We start from the raw sequence: 17,850 nt of genomic DNA on the forward strand, positions 1-17,850 counted from the left end.
CGATCATTCGAACAGGCAAAATGATCGACATCGATCAGAGTAAACACGTATACCGCGCGATTTGCGCAAAGCACGACGGAAGACTACACTTCGGTTTGATCGATTCAATCAATTTATGATCGAATCGGACAGAAACCACTCTGGAGACTCGCATGGCTCAGATCCACATCAAGCGCGCCGTCGAGCGCGTCCCCGGCGGGATGATGATCGTCCCGCTGCTGATCGGCTCGCTGATCGCGACGTTCATGCCCGGCATGCCGAAGTTCTTCGGCTCGTTCACCAACGCACTCTTCACCGGCGCGCTGCCGATTCTGGCGGTGTTCTACGTGTGCATGGGCGCGAGCATCGACGTGAAGGCGACGCCGTATCTCATCAGAAAAGGCGGCGCGCTGTTCGCGACGAAAGTCGGCACGGCGATCATCGCGGGCGTCGTGCTCGGGCACTTTCTCGGCGAGCAGCCGATCTCCTCGGGACTGTTCGCCGGCATTTCGACGCTCGCCGTCGTGGCCGCAATGAACGACACCAACGGCGGCCTGTACATGGCGCTGATGGGCCAGTACGGACGCTCGGAAGACGTGGGCGCGTACACGATCATGTCGCTCGAATCCGGCCCGTTCCTGACGATGGTCACGCTCGGCGTCGCGGGCCTCTCCGCGTTTCCGTGGCCCACGCTCGTCGGCAGCATTTTGCCGCTCGCTGTCGGCATGCTGCTCGGCAATCTGGATCGCGAGATGCGAGACTTTCTCGGCCGCGCCGTGCCGGTGATGATTCCGTTCTTCGCGCTGGCGCTCGGCGCGAGCCTCGATCTGCACAAGGTCTGGCAAGCCGGTTTGCTCGGCATCGGGCTGGGTTTCGCGGTCGTGATCGTGACGGGCATTCCGCTCTACTTCGCGGATCGTCTGACGGGCGGCACGGGCGTCGCGGGCGCGGCGGCGGCGAACACCGCGGGCAACGCAGCGGCGGTCCCGGCGCTGATCGCGGCGGCCAATCCGGTCTACACCGAAGCGGCGAAATCGGCGACATTGCTGGTCGCGGCCTGCGTGGTCGTGACGGCGATCGTCTCGCCGATCCTGACAGCGTCGATCGCAAAACGGGTGAACGCACGTGAAGCAGCACGCGCCTCGTCCAGAACACGCGAGGCCACGCAATGAAGAGTCTGCTGATCGTCGCCGACGATCTGTCGGGCGCGGCCGACTGCGCGATCGCGTTCGCGGCGGCGGGCCTCAGGACCGTCGTATCGCTCGATTCGAATGCATCGAATGCGAATGCGACGGTGATCGCCGCCGACACCGACACGCGCCGCCTCTCGCCCGCCGACGCCGCCAAGCGCACGGCGAGCGCGTGGCAGGCCTTGCGTGCGCCGGGCCGGCGTCTCTACAAGAAGATCGATTCGACCTTGCGCGGCAACTGGAGCGCCGAAGTCGCGGCGCTGACGAAGCTCGCGGGACCCGCGATCGTCACGCCGGCGTTTCCCGCGACGGGCCGCACCGTGCGCGACGGCCGCGTGATCGTGCGCGGCGTGCCGCTCGAAGATACCGAGACGTGGCAACTCGAACACGCCGGGCAGAACGCGGATTTGCGCGCGATGCTCGACATGGTCGGCCTGCGCGTCGCGCATGTTTCGCTCGATGCGCTGCGCGCCGCGCCGCAGGACATCGCCGCGATGGTCGCGTCGGCGGCGGCGAGCGCGCATGGCGTCGACGCGATCATCGTCGATGCAGAAACCAGCGACGACCTCGCGTTGCTCGCGCGCGTCACGGCATCCATCGACGAACAGTTTTTCTGGGTCGGCTCGGGCGGACTCGCGCGCGAACTGGCCGCCCTGCCCGATCTCTTCGACGCGAGCGCCGCCGCACGCGCAACGCGTTCGATCGAGCCGGCGCAAGGCCCGATCCTCGCGCTCGTCGGCAGCCTCTCCGCCATCTCCGAGCGTCAATGCGCGCTGCTGCGCGCCGAAACGGGCATCGGCGAAATGATCGTGCCGCCCGCCGTATTGCGCGACGGCGCGCGTCATCCGCACTGGCAGGCGTGGCATGAACGCATCGACGCGAGCGTGCGCGGCAAGGAAGACGCGATCGTGCGTATCGGCCGCGACGAGGCCTTCGATCCCGCCGAAGGCGCGCGGCTGTCGAACGCGCTCGCGGCGCTCGTCGCGCCGCACTTCGACCGGCTCGGCGGGCTCATCGCGACGGGCGGCGAAACCGCGCGCGCGATGCTCGCGGCGGCGAACGTCGGCAGCCTCGAACTCGTGCGCGAAATCGAAGCGGGCGTCGCGCTCGGCCGGCCATCGAACGGCATGGGCCCTTCGATCGTCACCAAGGCAGGCGCGTTCGGCAGCGAACACGCGCTGCTCGGGGCTTACCTGCATCTGCGCGGCGCGGAATTTCCCCGCGCGCGTCAGGACATGAACATCACAGGCGAAACATCATGAGCAACACTCTCCCCGTAATCGGCATCACGATGGGCGACGCGAGCGGCGTAGGCCCCGAAGTCGTCGTCAAGAGCCTCGCGCACGATGCGGTCTACCAGCAATGCCGCCCGCTCGTGATCGGCGATGCGCGCCGTCTCGAGCGCGCGAACGAACTCGTCGGCGGCAAGGCGCGCGTGCGCCCCGTCAAGGATGCGAGCGAGGCGCGTTATGAGCCGGGCGTGATCGACTGCATCGACCTCGGCCTGATTCCCGACGATCTGCCCTTCGGCGAGCTTTCCGCTATCGCGGGCGATGCGGCTTATCAGTACATCGCGCGCGCGGTCGAGCTCGCGCAGGCCGGTCAGATCGATGCGATCTGCACCGCGCCGCTCAACAAGGAAGCGCTGCACGCGGGCGGCCACAAGTTTCCCGGCCACACCGAAATGCTCGCGCATCTGACGGGCGTGGACGAAGTGTCGATGATGCTCGTCGCGCCGCAACTGCGCGTGATTCACGTGACGACGCACATCGGCATCATCGATGCGATCCGCAAGATCGAGCCGGGTCTCGTGCAGCGCACGATCGAACGCGGCAACGCGACGCTCGTGAAGGCGGGCATCGCGAAGCCGCGTATCGGCGTGTGCGGGATCAATCCGCACGCGGGCGAAAACGGGCTGTTCGGTTATGGCGAGGAAGAGGAAAAGATCATCCCCGCCGTACAGTTGCTGCAGGAACGCGGGCTCAACGTGACCGGCCCGCTGCCCGCCGATACGCTGTTCTATCGCGCGGGACGGGGCGACTTCGATCTCGTCGTCGCGATGTATCACGATCAGGGACATGGTCCCGTGAAGGTGCTCGGCCTCGAAGCGGGCGTGAACGTGACGGTCGGGCTCGACGTGATCCGCACGTCGGTCGATCACGGCACGGCGTTCGATATCGCGGGCAAGGGCATCGCCGACGAAGGCAGCATGCTCGAAGCGCTGCGGCAGGGCGCGGAGCTGGCGACGCGGCGGCATTGAGCGCGCGGCGCGATAATGGGCGCTCCACACGAAGCGCGCGCGCCGACCGATCATGACATCTCCGCTCGATACGCTGCATGACCTATGGCGCATCGCCGGCTTGCCCGACGATGCGCTTTCCTTCATCGACCTTTCTGGTCGCGATCCCGTTTTTCCCACGACCTTCGCCGTCGGCACGGCGGCGCAGGCGACCGTCGGCGCGGCGGCGCTCGCCGCGTGCGAGCTTGGCGCGGCGCGTGGCGTCGAGCGGCAGCGCGTGGCGGTCGACATGACGCATGCCGCCGTCGAATGCACCGGCGCGTTCACGGTCGACGGCAAGGAGCCGGAAACGTGGGGACGCTTTTCCGGCCTCTATCGCTGCGCCGATGGCTACGTGCGGATTCACGCGAACTTCGAACATCATCAGGACGGCGCGCTGCGTCTGCTCGGGCTCGATCCGCGCACGGCCACGCGCGAGGATGCCGAGCGCGCGTTGCTCGCGTGGCGCGGCGCCGAGTTCGAGAACGCGGCGGCGGAACGCGGTCTCGTCGTCACGATGTTGCGCACCTTCGAACAATGGGACGCGACGCCGCAGGCGCGGGCCGTCGCCGCGCAGCCGTTGATGACCCTCACGCGCATCGGCGATGCGCCGCCGCTCGCGTTGCCTGCGCTGTCTCCTCAGGCGCGCCCGCTCGACGGGCTGCGCGTGCTCGATTTCACGCGCATTCTCGCCGGGCCGGTCGGCGGGCGGGCGCTCGCCGCGTTCGGCGCGGATGTCATGCTCGTGAACGGGCCGCATCTGCCGAATATCCCCGCGATTGCGGATACCAGCCGGGGCAAGCGCTCGGCGCTGCTCGATCTGCGCACGGCGAACGATCGCGACGCGCTCTGGCAGTTGATCGACGAGGCGCATGTGTTCGCGCAGGGGTATCGGCCGGGCGGGATTGCTTCGCTGGGATTCGGGCCGCAGGCGCTGGCGGCGCGCAGGCCGGGCATCGTCTATACGTCGCTGAGCGCGTATGGCACCGAAGGACCGTGGGCCGAGCGGCGCGGTTTCGATTCGCTCGTGCAGACCGCGATGGGCTTCAACGCAGCCGAAGGCGAAGCGGCAGGCGACGGCAAGCCCCGCCCGCTGCCGATGCAAATGCTCGATATGGCGAGCGGTTTCCTGATGGCCTTCGGCGCGGCGGCGGCGCTCTGGAAGCAGCAGCGCGAAGGCGGAAGCTGGCACGTGCAGGTTTCGCTCGCGCAGACGGGGCATTGGTTGCGCGGACTGGGACGCGTCGACGGCGGGTTGAAGACCGCGAAGCCGGATTTCGCGCCTTACGTCGAGCGTTATGAATCGGGCTTCGGAGAGTTGATGGCGGTGCGGCCGAGTGCGCAGTTCGCCCGGACGCCGGCGGGTTATGCGCGGGATGCGGCGCCGCCGGGAACCTCGGCGGCGCGGTGGTGATGGACGGCCGCTACTCCGCGCGCGACATCGCTTCGCCCAGTTCCTGATTTCCGCGCGATTTCAGCGTATCGGCGGCATTGAGGCGATCTCGCGCCTCCTTGTTCTGGCTCAGCTTCGATTTACCCACCAGCGAAGTCACCGCGATCTCGATGCCGACGATATTGCGCAACATGCCATCGATGAACTCGCGCTCGGAGTCGCCCATCTTCCACGGACGCGGCTCGTTCGCCTCGTGCCGCCGCGTCAGGCGCGCGACCAGTCCACGCACGAACTGCTCATCGTCGCGCACGGTGAGCACGCCGTGGGCGTGCACCACTTCGTAGTTCCACGTCGGCACCTGCCGATGCGCTTCGTGCTTGCTCGGATACCAGTTCGGCGAGATATAACCTTCGGCTCCGCGAAAGATCACCATGACGGGAGTACCGGTCGGGCAGCGCTGCCATACGTCGTTCGCGCGCGCCACGTGCGCCGTGAGCAGGCCGTGCGTGCCTTGCGCCGGATCGAATTCGAACGGAATGTGATTGGCGTCCAGACCGGCGTCGCCGTGGGTCACGAGGACGCCCAACGCGTGCGTGCTGATGATCCGTTGTAGTTCTTCAGGGCGAGTCTCGGCGAAGTGCGGCGGGATATACATCGTGGATGTCTCGGCAAGAGGCGACTGAGGTCCGTCAATATTGCGCGAAACAGGCACAATGAGAAGGTCCAGTTTCGATCGATTTTCATGGTCCAGTCACACGTCCCCGGTACGGGCCGCCGCATCTACGACCTGCTGCGCGCGCAGATCGCCGACGGCACGCTGCCGACCGGCGCGCCGATGCCGTCGACGCGCGCGCTGGCGGCGGACCTCGGCGTGTCGCGCACGACGGTCACGGCGGCCTACGAGCAGCTCGCGGCCGAGGGTTTTCTCGTCACGGCGGCGGGCCGTGTCGCGCGCGTCGCCACGCCGCCAATGACACCCGCCACGCCCAGTCCCGCGCGCGCGGCGCGCCGCGCGCCCGCGCTGTCCGGCTACGGCCGGCGCGTCGCGAATCTGCCGATGCCTGCTCTGCCTCAACCGAAGCGCAACGGCATCGACTTTCTGTACGGCGCGGTGTCGGCGCGCGACTTTCCGTCGTTGATCTGGAAGCGCGCGTATCAGGCCGAACTGCTGCATCAGCCGGACCACCTGTATTACGCCGCGCCGGAAGGCGACGCCTCGCTGCGGCGCGCGTTGCTCGCTTATCTGGGCCGGGCGCGCGGCCTTGTCTGCGACAGCGAGCAGATCGTCGTGGTGAACGGCACGCAGCAGGCGCTCGATCTGTGCGCGCGCGTCTTGCTCGATCCCGGCGATGCCTTCGCTTTCGAGGACCCCGGCTATCTGATCGCGCGCCACGCCTTCGAGGCGGCGGGCGGGATGCCGCTCGGCGTGCCCGTCGACGAACACGGTCTCGACACGCGCCGCCTTCCCGCCGATGGCCGCGCGCGGCTCGCGTATGTGACGCCGTCGCATCAGTTTCCGCTGGGCGGCGTGCTGCCCATCGGGCGGCGGCTCGAACTGCTCGAATGGGCAGAGCGGCACGACGCGTGGATCATCGAGGACGACTACGACGGCGAGTTCCGCTACGGCCAGCGCCCGATCGACGCGTTGCAGTCCATCGATTCGAATGGCCGCGTGATCTATATCGGCACGTTTTCCAAGGCGCTCTCGCCGCACCTTCGGTTGGGCTACATGATTCTGCCGCACGATCTCGTGCCGGTATTCCGTCAGGCCAAGAGACTGAGCGACCGTCATTCGGCGATTCTCGATCAGCGCGTGCTCGCCTCGCTGATCGAGAGCGGCGCTTACGAACGCCATGTGCGGCGCGTGCGGCGGGAATACGAACGGCGTCGCGCGGCCTTGCTCGATGCCATCGCGGAGCTTCTGCCGGCGAGCGCGGAAGTGACCGGAACGGCGGCCGGATTGCATGTCACGCTATGGCTGCCGATGCTCGATTCGAACGACGAAACCGCGCTCGTGACCGCCGCGAATGCGCAGGGCGTGGGCGTCTATCCGGTATCACCGCTGTATATCGCGCAGCCAGGCGTCGCGCGTCCGGCCGGGCTGATTCTGGGCTATGCCAGCGTGCCGGTCGAACGGATTCGTACCGGCATACAGACGCTTGCTGGCGTGATCGCGCGTCTGAGCGCTTGAGCGCTTTGTATTCCCATCGCACGCGTCTATTCTGAATGTCGTTGTTCAACGAAAACAAGACGATGGGAACAAGAACATGCGCGCGAGAATCCTGGCTGTCCCGTTGTTGATCGCCTCCAGCCTTCTCGCCGCGAGCTGCGGCGGCGGATCGTCGGATGATCCCATCGATCAGGTGATGAAAAAGCCGCGCTACACCAGCGCGAATTCCCAATGGTCGATGGTCGTGATGGACGCGACCACGGGCGAAACGCTCGTCGCACTGCGACCGGACGCGCTCTCGTTCACCGGCTCCGTGCGCAAGCTCTATTCGGTCGGAAGCGCGCTCAACACCATCGGTGCGGATCATCGCTTCGAGACGCCGGTGTATCGCAACGGCACGCTCGATGCATCGGGCAAGCTCACGGGCGATCTGATCCTGAAGGCGTCCGGCGATCTGACCTTCGGCGGTCGCCAGAAGCCCGACGGCACCATCGACTTCACCGACTTCGATCACAACGAGGCGCGCGCCTTCGACGGCGCGATCCTGACGCCGGAAGATCCGCTCACCGCCGTGAACCAGCTGGCGCAGCAGGTCAGGGCGGCGGGCATCACGTCGGTGAGCGGCGATGTCATCGTCGACGACAGGCTCTTCGATGCGTTTCGCGTGCCCAACGGCAACGTGCTCATCTCACCGATTCTCATCAACGAGAACGTGATCGACGTGACGCTCGCGCCCACGGGCACCGGCCAGCCCGGACAGCTCGACTGGCGTCCGCGCACCAGCGCGATGACCATGCAGGGCACGACGCTCACGACGGCGGCGAACAGCGAGGCGGACATCGTCACCTCGGGCGATGCGCTCGACGAAGGCCCGCTCAGTTGTCTTGCCGCGCCGGGCTGTCACGGCACGATCTCGGGCGCGGCGAGTCTCTCCACGCCCGCGACGATTCCGCTCGGCTATACGTCGCCACTCGTGGGCAACGCGTTGTACGTCAGCAATCTGCGTGTCGAAGATCCGCCTTCGTTCGCGCGCACCGCCTTCATCGATGCACTGGCGCGCGCGGGCGTGACCGTGTCGGCGGCCGCCGTTCAGCCCAATGACAGAAGCAGGCTGCCATCGGCGCAAATCTATTCGGGCGCGACGCAGGTCGCGAACTTCACGTCCCTGCCCTACTCGGAAATCGCCAAGCTGATACTCAAGGTGAGCCTCAACACCGGCGCGAATCTGAGCCTGATGTACCACGGTCTGACGCAAGGCGCGCATACCGTCGACGCCGCGCTCGTCGCGGAGCGGCAGTATCTGACGAGCACGCTCGGCATCGACGGCGCGGGCTTCGACTTTCCGACCAACGGCAGCGGTTCGCCCGACAGCCGCGCGAGCGCGCGCACGACTGCGAACCTGCTGACTGTGATGAGCCGCCTGCCGATCTATCCGGTGTATCGCGACGCGCTGTCGATTCTCGGCGTCGACGGCTCGCTCGCGGCGATCGGCAGGGATGTGGTCGGCAAGGAGCATATCCGCGTAAAGAGCGGCGCGACCGTGACCAACGGTCAGATGGTTGCGATGAACATGGCGGGCTACATGGACGCGAAGAGCGGCCGCCGGCTCGCGTATGCGCTGTTCGTCAACAACGCGGGGCCGGTGCAGGCGCTCACCGACACGCTCGAAGTCTTCGACGATGAAGCGAAGATACTTGGCATCGTCTACGCGCGTTATTGAACCGGCGTCACTGCGGCGGCACCGGAATCATCCACGGGAACACATAAGCCTGCAGCATCGCGATCACGCCGATCACCGCCGCCCCCGCGATCGAATGGAAGAACACGGTCCGGAAGATCGGCCCGAGCGCGAAGGCGCGCTCCTTCGGATCGTCGTAGCACGCGGCGCACGCCACCATGATCGATTGCGCATCGATCATCTTGCCCATCACGCCGCCCGTCGAGTTGGTCGCGACGATCAGGATCGGATTGAGGTTGAGCTGTTGCGCGGTGATGCGCTGCAGGCTGCCGAAGAGCGCGTTCGACGCCGTATCCGAACCCGTCAGAAACACGCCGAGCCAACCCAGAAACGCCGCGAAGAACGGATAAAACACGCCCGCGCCCGTGAAGGCGAGTCCGAGCACGGCGTCGGTGCCCGAGTAGCGCGTGAGAAAGCCGAGGCCCAGCACCTGTGCGATCACCAGCACGGGAATCTTCATGCGGCGCATGGTCTGCATGAAAGCGTCCTTCCATTGCACGGCGGACAGACGCAGCACGATGCCCGACAGCATCGCCGCTACGAACACGCCGGTGCCCGCCGCCGACAGCCAGTTGATCGTGAAGCGGGCCGCTTCCGCTTTGGCGTTGACGGGCGCGACTGGCGGCATCCGGTGCACGAGGTTGTGCAGCGCGGGCATATCCCAGACGGGCAAGGACAGCGTGCCTTTGAACGGCGAGCCGAGGAGCGTCGTCGAGAAGGTGACGCCGGCGAACACGTTGTTGAGGAATTTCTTGAATTCGGGCACGCCCCACAGTGCGCAACACGCGATCAGAATCACCCACGGCATCCACGCATATACGGTTTCGCCGACAGAATATTTGTACTTCCACTCCGACTTGTCGGTCGCGACCGTGGCCGTGCTCTTGCCCTGCCGGGCGAGCGCCTCACGCTCGGACCTGAGCAGAAAGCGCGTCTTCGGATGCCAGACGAAACGCAGGAACAGCGCCGTGCAGATCACTGAGAACACGCCCGACACCACGTCGGTCATCAGGTGGAGCGCGTGACTTCCGGACGCATAGAACTGCATCAGCGCGAACGATGCGCCTGCGCACAGCATCGCCGGCCAGACTTCGAAGACTTCCTTCCACGAGCCGCCCTCCATTTTCACGAAGGTCGCGACGAGCCAGAACGGCACGAGCAGCGATACGAACGGCAACTGGTGGCCGGCCATCGCGGAGAGCGTGAGCTGGTCGAGCTCGCTCACGGCGGCGAGCGTGACGATCGGCGTGCCGATCGCGCCCCACGCAACGGGCGCCGTATTCGCGAGCAGGTTGAGCACGGCGGACTGGAACGGCCTGAAGCCGAGCCCGACCATCACCGCGCCGGCGATCGCCACGGGCGTGCCGAATCCCGACGTGCCTTCGATGATCGCGCCGAATGAAAACGCGATCAGCACGCATTGCAGCCGGCGATCGAACGAGATGTGGACGATCGATTCCTTGACGATCTCGAACTTGCCGGTGACGACGCTCATCGTGTAAAGGAACATCGCGGCCAGCACGATCCAGATGATGCCGAGAAAGCCCGACAGCGAGCCGAGCGCGAACGCCGACACCGCCGAGGCGACCGGCATCCGGAACACGAGACATGACACGATGAACGCGGCGATCACGCCGAACAACGCCGCATAAGGCGCCGAAATACCGAGATGCACGTTGCCCTGCGAATCGCGATGGCGATGCAGCGCGATGAAATAGAGCAGCGTCAGAATGGGGATTGCCGCGACGATCGTCGAAAGGAATGCGTTGCCCAACGGGTTGTAGGTCTGCTGGTACATGTCGTTTCCTTTTTGATCCTAGGATTCGAACTTTGCCCGCAGTCCGGACGAGACTTCACGCCGCCGGGACGTGCGAGCACCCGGGCAACAAAAACGCGTTCCTTACAGATTTACTACCGATCCTTTGAGGTATAGCGGGGGGAAGGGTCGAATGCAAGTTTTGCGGCGGCCTGATGAAAGGTCAGGCGATCGTCACCGGCACGCGGCGCGCGAGCGCGCACATCAGCTCGTAGCCGATGGTGCCGGACGGCTCGGCAACTTCATCGACCCTGACGTGCTCGCCCCACAGCTCTACGGCCGAACCGATGCCCGCCGCAGGACACGGCGTGAGATCGACAGTGAGCATGTCCATCGACACGCGCCCGACGATACGCGTGCGCGCGCCATCCACCCTCACCGGCGTGCCGGTCGGCGCATGGCGCGGATAGCCGTCCGCGTAGCCGCATGCAACCACGCCGATCCTCATCGCGCGATCCGCCGTGAAGGTGCGGCCATAGCCGATGGTCTCGCCCGCGTCGAGCGTCTGCACGCCGATGATGCGACTTTCGAGCGTCATCCCGGCGCGCAGCGGGATGCCTTCGAGATGCCGCGCGCAGCCCGTCGGCGACGCGCCGTAGAGGATCGTGCCGGGCCGCACCCAGTCGCGGTGCGCGCGCGGATGCCACAGCACCGCCGCCGAATTCGACAGCGAGCGCGTGCCGGGCAGATTGCGCGTGGCGGCGTCGAATTCGTCGATCTGCCAGTCGATTGCGCCATCGTCCGCGTTGGCGAAGTGGCTCATCAGGCCGATCGAGCCGATCGCCTCGATGTCCGACGCGCGCCTGTACGCGCCTTCGAACGCGCCAGGCCGATAACCGAGCCGGTTCATGCCCGAGTTCATCTTCAGTTGAATGTCGATGCGCTCGCGCGGCCGCGCCGCCTTAAGCAATGCGAGCTGGTCGTCACAATGAACCGTGACGGTGAGGCGATGACGGTCCGCCGTCTCCACGTCCGCAGGCTCGAAAATGCCCTCGAGCAATAGGATCGGCTTCGTCCAGCCGAGTTCGCGCACGCGCACGGCTTCGTCGAGATCGAGCAGCGCGATGCCGTCCGCGTCGGCGAGCGCCGGATAGATGCGCTCGATGCCGTGACCGTACGCATTCGCCTTGATCACGGACCAGACGCGCGAGGACGGCGCCGTGCGTTTGACGAGCTGAAGATTCTGACGAATGGCGTCGAGATGAATGCGCGCGGAAATCGGACGTGGCATGACGTGCTGGATTCAGGGTTGAAGGCAGTGGAATGATGAATCGTATCGACCAGAAGGCAGTTGTTGTTATTTTATTTATGCCGATTTTTAGTCGATTCGCCTGAGCACTCCACGGCCTTCCGGCGCGCGCGCAGGCTCAGCTCAGATAGCCCAGATGCTCCGCGAGGATGACGCTGCCGACGCCGATCAGGATCAGCCCGCCGACGATCTCCGCCCGCTTGCCGATGGTCGCGCCGACCAGCCGCCCGACCATCACGCCGATCGTCACCATCAGCATGGTCGCGAAGCCGATCGTGGCGGCGGTCGAGAAGATATCGACATCGATGAACGCGAGGCCCGCGCCGACCGCCATCGCATCGATGCTGGTCGCGAAGCCGGTGAGCGCGAGCACCCAGAACGAATGCGAGTTGGGCTTTTCCTCTTCGTGGTCCACGCTGCCGAAGCCTTCGCGGATCATGCGCGCGCCGAGCAGACCCAGCAGGCCGAACGCGATCCAGTGATCCCAGGCCGTCACGTACTGCGCGGCCGCCCTGCCGAGCGCCCAGCCGACGAGCGGCGTCAGCGCTTCGATCACGCCGAAGATCACGCCGGTCTTCAGCGCTTCCGTGATGCGGGGTTTGTGCAGCGTCGCGCCCTTGCCGACAGCGGCGGCGAAGGCATCGGTGGACATGGCGAAGGCCAGAAAAATGGTGGAAGCGAGATTCATCGGGTAGCGCTCTGGTCGGGCAAGACGGAACGACAGAACGCGCGCCCGACCGGTCGCGCATTCCGTCGATGGTCTTGCCAACCTGTGATGGCTGCCCATGCCACGGTCCGAACGACCGAGCGTGTTGACATGGGCGCTTTTCCGGGCGGAAAAGCCGGCTACTCCCCAGCGAAGAAGTGAGAGATTAACACGGCCTGGCGACCGTTCCTGCGTTTGCGCGACTGCTTGGGGTACAGTGAGTGCGCTATGTCGCCGTTCCCACCTCATGCAGACCGCACCGTGTAGGAGGCACCATGCAGCCCGCCCACCTGACTCAATCGGCCGCGCGCGAAGCGGTCGAGCGTCTCTACCGCGCGTTTTCCACCAAGGACGTCGCGCTCCTGCGGCAAGCCGTCACGCCCGACTGGCAATACCTTCCCGAGCCGCCCGGACAGTCGCACGGACCCGATCAGATGATCCCGATCTTCGAAGACCTCGCAACCGCGCTGCCCGACATGCGTATCGAGATTCTCGACATGCTGACGCAGGACGATCGCGTCGGCGTCCGCGCGGAAGTGAGCGGCACGCAATCGGGCCCGTTGATGGGTATCGCCGCGACGAAGAAGCCGATTCGCTTCGCGATCCACTCGTTTCATGAAATACGCGACGGCCGGGTGTCCAAAACCTGGCATCTCGAAGACTGGCTGAGCGTGTTCCGGCAGCTCGACGCCGTCCCGCCGAAGATGAATCCGCCGGTCTAGGCGCGGCGCATGCCGGGCCGCGCGCGCATCGGAGCATTCACGCGCAGGACATGCTCCACGCACAGTCCGACGAGCGTCGCGTCGAGCCGCTCCAGTTCGCGCGCCGCCTCACGCAAGGCGGGCGCATCGGTGCCGAAGGAATCGAAGAACAGCAATTCGCGCTGACGCGCCGCCACGCGCGCCGCCTGCACGGCCGCGCTCAATTCCCGCATGCGCGCAAATCCCGCCGCACGCGCCTTTTTCTCCAGCAGGCCGACGAGCGCTTCGAACGCACGCGGCTCGTTGCGCGTGGAGCGCGTTCGGGCGTCGTCGAATAACGAAAGAAAGCGCAGCACGCTACCCTGCAGCCGCCGATGCGCGTCCACGAGATCGCGCAACGACTCGGCGCGCTCGTGATCGTGCGCCGCCTTCAGGGTGGTGATGGTCGCGCCGTAGCCGCTCTCGGAGATGTCGATGGATGGTGTAAGCATGGTGCCGGGAAAATCGGTTCGCTATATACTCATGAATATAACGCATCCCGTTTCCCGCGGACTAGGCGGTTCGTCGTTTCGCGCGCGCTGCCTAGCGATTTCCGAAAAGTAAATTGTTGCAGCGCGTCAACTGTGCTAACCTAGGGTTATTACCTAGTTAGTTACCCCTAGTACGGAACACACCATGGGAATCATCGCCGCCACCCCGATCGCACTCGTTTCCTTTATCGCCACCAAGCTGCGCAACGCCGCTCGCGACGCCTTCAAGACGCGCGCCAAGGTCAGCGCGCTGATGGCCGAAGCGTATCGTCGCACGTAACCTCGAAGCCTCATTGCAGCGTATAGGCGATCACGTAATCGCCTGCTTTCGTGCCGAGCGAGCCATGGCCGCCCGCCGTCACGAGCAAGTACTGCTTGCCGCTGGCATCGGCGTAGCTCATCGGCGTGGACTGACCGCCCGCCGGCAGCCGCGCTTCCCATAGCTTCCTGCCGTCGCGCACGTCGTACGCGCGCACGTACTGGTCGAGCGTGCCCGTCAGAAACGCCACGCCGCCCGCCGTCACGATGGTGCCGCCCAGACTCGGCACGCCGAGCGGCATCGGAATGGGTAGCGGCGCGCTGTCGACGATCGTACCGTTCTTGTGCATCCACGCGATCTTGTTCGTGCGCAGATCGACGCCCGCCATATAGCCCCACGGCGGCGCCTGGCACGGAATGCCCAGCGGCGACAGGAATGCGCTGATCTCATAGGCATACGGCGTGCCGCGCGCCTGCTTGATCCCGCTCGTCTCGCTCGTGCTGGTAGCGCCTTCCTGTAGCTTTTCGCGCGGAATCAGCTTCGACGTGAACGCCATCCAATCCGGATTCGCGATCAGAATCTGCCGCACCGGATCGACGGAAATTCCGCCCCAGTCGAACACGCCGAAGTTGCCCGGGAACACCAGCGTGCCCTGCTCGGACGGCGGCGTGAACGGTCCGTCGTAGCGCAGGCTCCTGAACTTGATGCGGCACCAGAGCTGGTCAAACGGCGTCGTGCCCCACATGTCCGCTTCCGTCACGCGGGGCGGATTGAAATTGAGCGCGGAGACCGCCTGAGTCGGCGCGGTGTGGTCGCCCTTCGCCGCGCCTTGCGGCACCGGCACCTCGTTGATCGGCACGATCGGCTGCCCCGTCTCGCGATTCAGCACATAGATGCTGCCCTGTTTCGTCGATGCGATCACCGCCGGCTGCATGCCCTGCGCCGTCTGCAAATCGACGAGCGTCGGCTGCCCGCCGACATCCATGTCCCACAGATCGTGATGCGTAAACTGACGGTTCCAGCGCAGCTTGCCCGTCGCGGCGTCGAGCGCGACGAGGCCCGCCGCGAACTTTTCCGCCTGCGGCGTGCGCTCGCCGCCCCATTGATCCGGCGTCTGATTGCCCATCGGCAGATAAATCATGCCGCGCTTTTCATCGACGCTGAACATCGACCACATGTTCGGCGAATTGCGCACGTAGGTGCCGCCCGGCGCGATCGGCTCGGTGGCGTCCGGATTGCCCGGGTCCCAGTTCCAGACGAGATGGCCGTCGTTCACGTCGAACGCGCGGATCACGCCCGAAGGCTCATTGTTCGATTCGTTGTCGGTGACATGCCCGCCGACGATCACCAGATTGCGAAACACCGCCGGCGGCGACGTCGAGTAATAGCCGCCCGGCGTGAACGGGCCGATGTTCGCGCGCAGATCGATCGCGCCGTTCTTGCCGAAGCTCGCGCACGGCTTGCCGGTTTCCGCATCGAGCGCGATCAGGCGGGCGTCGGCAGTCGGAAGGAACAGACGGCGCGGACATTCGGCGAGCGCGGTGGTTTGCGCGGGCGTCTGCACGGGCGCGGCGGGCTCGGAAGCGGCTTGCGGTTCGGAAGCCGCAACCGCTTCGCTCGCCTGAGCAGGCGCGGACGCGGCCACCGCCTCCGACGCCACGGCGGCAGGCATCGCATGCACGGCGGCATCGTAATAAGCGACGCCCCGGCACGTCATGTGTTCCCAATGCTTGAACCCGATCGGGCTCTGAATCTGCGGATCGAAACGCCACTTCTCCTTACCGCTCGTCGCATCGAGCGCGATCACCTTGCTATGCGGCGTGCACAGGAAAATCGTGTCGCCGACCTTGACTGGCGTGTTCTCGTCGGTGGTTTCGGTGGGATCGCCGGGGCCGGGCATGTCGCCGGTGCGGAAGGTCCACGCCACTTTCAACTGATGCGCGTTCTCCGGCGTGATCTGTGCGAGCGGCGCGTAGCGCTGCGCCAGTGGCGATCCGCCATAGTCGGTCCAGTCGCCCGGCTGGCGTCCGGTCGCGGCGTTGGCATCGGCCTGATTCGCGTCGGCGGCCACGTTCACGTCGATACGGCCGGGCCGGTCATGCGGATCGTGAAAATACGTGCCGGCGCCGAGCAGCAGCGCAAGAACGATTGCAGCCGCGAGCGGCGTGCGCGCGGCGCGTGCAGTGGACGGCGGTCCGAACAGCGCGCCGCGATGCACGAATGGAATCAGCAGCCAGAGCGCGAGCAGCACCCAGATCCACAAGCGCGGCATCAATTGCCAGAAATCGAAGCGCACTTCGAAGACGGCCCAGACCGTCGATCCGAACAGCACGAGCGCGAACAACAGAAGCGCGGAGCGTCGCCGGATCAGCAGCAAAAGCCCCGTCAGGACGATGGCCGCGCCCGCGATCGCGTAGTACCACGATCCTTTCACCGTCACGAGATACGCGCCGCCCGCCGCCAGCAGCGCGCCGAGCATGATGAACACGATGGCCGTAAAGAACGTGAGCGGATGAAGTCTTCCGTTGCCAGCCATGCTGAAACCCTCCGTGACGATGAATGGCGGAACACGGCCGCGGGCGGTCGTGGTTCGGGCACTGTCGCGTCGTGGGAGAGAGCAATCGTTGTGCCGTTCGGCGGGAGTAAAGCGTGCGAGGAGTGCTTACAAATGACTTTCCCGCGATTCAGCGATCAAAGCGCCCGCGGCCAGAGCCCGCCTGGCAGGCTCACGGGAATCACGCCGGCGACGAACGCCGCCTTCAGATCGGCGCGTTCGGAAAAGCGCGGCGCGTCGAACCAGGTCAGGAATTCATCGCGCCAGTTGCCCCACGCGTTCTCGTCGAAATCGAAATCCTCGTCGATCCGGCCGTTGTCGCGCAGATAGGCGCCGACCACTTTCGTGCCGTTCCAGTACGCGACGGCCACATCCGTCAGATCGGCGGTCATGCCACGCGGAAGATCGCGCAGCAGCATCGCGACGTGCGCTTTGAACGATTCGAATTCGGTCGGTTTCATCGCGTGCTCCGCGTCAAAAAGTGCGTGAAAAACCTGCATGCGGCATGCTCGTTCAGCCGAACACGCCCTTGTTCAAATCCTTCTCGAACGCGGCCGTCCATTCGGAGCCGTGTCCAATGCGATAGTCGCGTTCCTTCAGCGTGGAACGTCGCGTAATGGTGACGGTGCCCTGCAGCGGATAGACATCGTCCACGACATCGGACGCGCCGCCTTCTGCGACGAGAAAATCGCTTTCGTCGAGCCTATGGCGCGCGAGAATCGCGAGAAAATCCGCTTTCTCGTCCGGTGCGATCACTGTCATCACGGCCTCCATGATCGAACGCTGCTCTCTTCAAAGTAGCACACGCGCGGCGGAAAGTCGGCGCATATCTTGCGGCGAGCGCGGCAGGGCGCACGCGCGCGCGATGAACGCGCGTGCCGATTTTTTCGATGAGGAGCCTGTACCGATGAATCGCGGATCAATCTTTCTGGTCGCGGCGGCGTTCGCCGTCTGCACTCATGCACATGCCGACGATGCCGTCTGCGGCACGCTCGAAAGCGCGATCAACGGCCAGGACGGCATGATCGCGCTGCGCGAAGGGGAAAGCGTGAATTTCTGGCGCGGCGGCGCCGTGAGTCACGGCGCGCTGCATGTCTACAAGGATGGCGAAGTGTATCGCGTGTACTGGCAGCCGGAAGGAAGCGGCGACCTGTATGTGCTTGCGAACGAAGGCACGACCAGCGTGCGGCTCATTCTGACGCCGCCGCGCGGCACGAAAGTGGACACGGGACCGGGCAGCCTGCCGCCGCAAAAAGTGCTGTCGTGTCCCGCGCTCTAGATGAACGT

At 65.5% G+C, this 17,850-nt stretch carries 17 protein-coding genes and 1 riboswitch; of the genes, 9 read left to right on the plus strand and 8 right to left on the minus strand.

Going from position 1 to position 17,850, the window contains the following annotated elements; all coding sequences use genetic code 11:
* Nucleotides 1–152 precede the first annotated feature (152 nt).
* Genes BTHE68_RS31140 through BTHE68_RS31155 form a run of 4 tightly spaced genes read left to right on the plus strand, consistent with a single transcriptional unit; the run spans nucleotide 153 to nucleotide 4,861 of the window.
* Entirely contained in the window at nucleotides 153–1,151 is a 999-nt protein-coding gene (locus BTHE68_RS31140) for a 2-keto-3-deoxygluconate permease (protein WP_162070141.1), read from the plus strand.
* Nucleotides 1,148–2,431 carry a four-carbon acid sugar kinase family protein gene (locus tag BTHE68_RS31145; RefSeq protein WP_162070142.1) on the plus strand — a complete coding sequence of 428 codons (1,284 nt, stop codon included), beginning with the start codon at nucleotides 1,148–1,150 and terminating at the stop codon, nucleotides 2,429–2,431. Before BTHE68_RS31140 ends, BTHE68_RS31145 begins: the two co-directional genes overlap by 4 nt.
* On the plus strand, nucleotides 2,428–3,429 hold the full coding sequence (gene pdxA / locus BTHE68_RS31150; RefSeq protein WP_162070143.1) for a 4-hydroxythreonine-4-phosphate dehydrogenase PdxA: 1,002 nt from the start codon (nucleotides 2,428–2,430) through the stop codon (nucleotides 3,427–3,429). Before BTHE68_RS31145 ends, pdxA begins: the two co-directional genes overlap by 4 nt.
* A gap of 52 nt (nucleotides 3,430–3,481) precedes the next feature.
* Nucleotides 3,482–4,861: a CoA transferase gene (locus tag BTHE68_RS31155; protein ID WP_162070144.1), complete on the plus strand. Its 1,380-nt coding sequence runs from the start codon at nucleotides 3,482–3,484 to the stop codon at nucleotides 4,859–4,861.
* Nucleotides 4,862–4,871: 10 nt separating this feature from the next.
* Here BTHE68_RS31155 and BTHE68_RS31160 read toward each other — a convergent pair whose 3' ends face one another.
* Nucleotides 4,872–5,495 (minus strand): FMN-binding negative transcriptional regulator, encoded by a 624-nt coding sequence (locus BTHE68_RS31160; protein WP_162070145.1) that lies wholly within the window; start codon nucleotides 5,493–5,495, stop codon nucleotides 4,872–4,874.
* Nucleotides 5,496–5,582: 87 nt separating this feature from the next.
* On the opposite strand from BTHE68_RS31160, the gene pdxR reads away from it, so the two are divergent.
* On the plus strand, nucleotides 5,583–7,031 hold the full coding sequence (gene pdxR, locus BTHE68_RS31165; RefSeq protein WP_162070146.1) for a MocR-like pyridoxine biosynthesis transcription factor PdxR: 1,449 nt from the start codon (nucleotides 5,583–5,585) through the stop codon (nucleotides 7,029–7,031).
* Between the two features lie 76 nt (nucleotides 7,032–7,107).
* A complete protein-coding gene (locus BTHE68_RS31170; RefSeq protein WP_162070147.1) occupies nucleotides 7,108–8,730 on the plus strand; it encodes a D-alanyl-D-alanine carboxypeptidase/D-alanyl-D-alanine-endopeptidase in 1,623 nt (540 codons plus the stop codon).
* Nucleotides 8,731–8,737: 7 nt separating this feature from the next.
* Here BTHE68_RS31170 and BTHE68_RS31175 read toward each other — a convergent pair whose 3' ends face one another.
* The 3 genes from BTHE68_RS31175 to mntP form a co-directional block, all read right to left on the minus strand.
* Nucleotides 8,738–10,546 (minus strand): L-lactate permease, encoded by a 1,809-nt coding sequence (locus BTHE68_RS31175; RefSeq protein ID WP_162070148.1) that lies wholly within the window; start codon nucleotides 10,544–10,546, stop codon nucleotides 8,738–8,740.
* Nucleotides 10,547–10,727: 181 nt separating this feature from the next.
* Nucleotides 10,728–11,795, minus strand: coding sequence for an alanine racemase (gene alr / locus BTHE68_RS31180; protein ID WP_162070149.1), 1,068 nt, complete (start codon nucleotides 11,793–11,795; stop codon nucleotides 10,728–10,730).
* 136 nt (nucleotides 11,796–11,931) lie between these two features.
* A complete protein-coding gene (gene mntP, locus BTHE68_RS31185) occupies nucleotides 11,932–12,501 on the minus strand; it encodes a manganese efflux pump MntP (protein ID WP_162070150.1) in 570 nt (189 codons plus the stop codon).
* Nucleotides 12,502–12,509: 8 nt separating this feature from the next.
* Nucleotides 12,510–12,680, minus strand: a riboswitch (yybP-ykoY riboswitch).
* Between the two features lie 114 nt (nucleotides 12,681–12,794).
* On the opposite strand from mntP, the gene BTHE68_RS31190 reads away from it, so the two are divergent.
* Nucleotides 12,795–13,241, plus strand: a complete 447-nt coding sequence (locus tag BTHE68_RS31190) for an ester cyclase (protein WP_162070151.1) — start codon at nucleotides 12,795–12,797, stop codon at nucleotides 13,239–13,241.
* Here BTHE68_RS31190 and BTHE68_RS31195 read toward each other — a convergent pair.
* Nucleotides 13,238–13,711 carry a hypothetical protein gene (locus tag BTHE68_RS31195; RefSeq protein WP_162070152.1) on the minus strand — a complete coding sequence of 158 codons (474 nt, stop codon included), beginning with the start codon at nucleotides 13,709–13,711 and terminating at the stop codon, nucleotides 13,238–13,240. The genes BTHE68_RS31190 and BTHE68_RS31195 overlap by 4 nt on opposite strands.
* A gap of 184 nt (nucleotides 13,712–13,895) precedes the next feature.
* Here BTHE68_RS31195 and BTHE68_RS37210 point away from each other — a divergent pair, with 184 nt between their 5' ends.
* Nucleotides 13,896–14,030 carry a hypothetical protein gene (locus tag BTHE68_RS37210; RefSeq protein ID WP_286202804.1) on the plus strand — a complete coding sequence of 45 codons (135 nt, stop codon included), beginning with the start codon at nucleotides 13,896–13,898 and terminating at the stop codon, nucleotides 14,028–14,030.
* A gap of 10 nt (nucleotides 14,031–14,040) precedes the next feature.
* Here the strand turns inward: BTHE68_RS37210 and BTHE68_RS31200 are convergent, their stop codons facing one another.
* The 3 genes from BTHE68_RS31200 to BTHE68_RS31210 form a co-directional block, all read right to left on the minus strand.
* Nucleotides 14,041–16,545 carry a glucose/quinate/shikimate family membrane-bound PQQ-dependent dehydrogenase gene (locus tag BTHE68_RS31200; protein ID WP_162070153.1) on the minus strand — a complete coding sequence of 835 codons (2,505 nt, stop codon included), beginning with the start codon at nucleotides 16,543–16,545 and terminating at the stop codon, nucleotides 14,041–14,043.
* 155 nt (nucleotides 16,546–16,700) lie between these two features.
* Nucleotides 16,701–17,024, minus strand: coding sequence for a hypothetical protein (locus tag BTHE68_RS31205; RefSeq protein ID WP_162070154.1), 324 nt, complete (start codon nucleotides 17,022–17,024; stop codon nucleotides 16,701–16,703).
* A 52-nt stretch (nucleotides 17,025–17,076) separates the two neighbouring features.
* Entirely contained in the window at nucleotides 17,077–17,325 is a 249-nt protein-coding gene (locus tag BTHE68_RS31210) for a hypothetical protein (RefSeq protein WP_162070155.1), read from the minus strand.
* A 145-nt stretch (nucleotides 17,326–17,470) separates the two neighbouring features.
* On the opposite strand from BTHE68_RS31210, the gene BTHE68_RS31215 reads away from it, so the two are divergent.
* Nucleotides 17,471–17,842 (plus strand): hypothetical protein, encoded by a 372-nt coding sequence (locus BTHE68_RS31215; RefSeq protein WP_162070156.1) that lies wholly within the window; start codon nucleotides 17,471–17,473, stop codon nucleotides 17,840–17,842.
* Nucleotides 17,843–17,850 lie beyond the last annotated feature (8 nt).

The sequence above is a fragment of the Burkholderia sp. THE68 genome (genome assembly GCF_009938265.1).
GTDB lineage: Bacteria > Pseudomonadota > Gammaproteobacteria > Burkholderiales > Burkholderiaceae > Caballeronia.

Bases quoted from the DNA above. Each gene is read 5' to 3' on its own strand.
- BTHE68_RS31170 (WP_162070147.1), top strand. From the start codon at position 7,108: ATGCGCGCGAGAATCCTGGCTGTCCCGTTGTTGATCGCCTCCAGCCTT.
- pdxA (WP_162070143.1), top strand. From the start codon at position 2,428: ATGAGCAACACTCTCCCCGTAATCGGCATCACGATGGGCGACGCGAGC.
- mntP (WP_162070150.1), bottom strand. From the start codon at position 12,501: ATGAATCTCGCTTCCACCATTTTTCTGGCCTTCGCCATGTCCACCGAT.
- BTHE68_RS31200 (WP_162070153.1), bottom strand. From the start codon at position 16,545: ATGGCTGGCAACGGAAGACTTCATCCGCTCACGTTCTTTACGGCCATC.
- BTHE68_RS31160 (WP_162070145.1), bottom strand. From the start codon at position 5,495: ATGTATATCCCGCCGCACTTCGCCGAGACTCGCCCTGAAGAACTACAA.
- pdxR (WP_162070146.1), top strand. From the start codon at position 5,583: ATGGTCCAGTCACACGTCCCCGGTACGGGCCGCCGCATCTACGACCTG.
- alr (WP_162070149.1), bottom strand. From the start codon at position 11,795: ATGCCACGTCCGATTTCCGCGCGCATTCATCTCGACGCCATTCGTCAG.
- BTHE68_RS31140 (WP_162070141.1), top strand. From the start codon at position 153: ATGGCTCAGATCCACATCAAGCGCGCCGTCGAGCGCGTCCCCGGCGGG.
- BTHE68_RS31190 (WP_162070151.1), top strand. From the start codon at position 12,795: ATGCAGCCCGCCCACCTGACTCAATCGGCCGCGCGCGAAGCGGTCGAG.
- BTHE68_RS37210 (WP_286202804.1), top strand. From the start codon at position 13,896: ATGGGAATCATCGCCGCCACCCCGATCGCACTCGTTTCCTTTATCGCC.
- BTHE68_RS31210 (WP_162070155.1), bottom strand. From the start codon at position 17,325: ATGACAGTGATCGCACCGGACGAGAAAGCGGATTTTCTCGCGATTCTC.
- BTHE68_RS31155 (WP_162070144.1), top strand. From the start codon at position 3,482: ATGACATCTCCGCTCGATACGCTGCATGACCTATGGCGCATCGCCGGC.
- BTHE68_RS31145 (WP_162070142.1), top strand. From the start codon at position 1,148: ATGAAGAGTCTGCTGATCGTCGCCGACGATCTGTCGGGCGCGGCCGAC.
- BTHE68_RS31215 (WP_162070156.1), top strand. From the start codon at position 17,471: ATGAATCGCGGATCAATCTTTCTGGTCGCGGCGGCGTTCGCCGTCTGC.
- BTHE68_RS31195 (WP_162070152.1), bottom strand. From the start codon at position 13,711: ATGCTTACACCATCCATCGACATCTCCGAGAGCGGCTACGGCGCGACC.
- BTHE68_RS31175 (WP_162070148.1), bottom strand. From the start codon at position 10,546: ATGTACCAGCAGACCTACAACCCGTTGGGCAACGCATTCCTTTCGACG.
- BTHE68_RS31205 (WP_162070154.1), bottom strand. From the start codon at position 17,024: ATGAAACCGACCGAATTCGAATCGTTCAAAGCGCACGTCGCGATGCTG.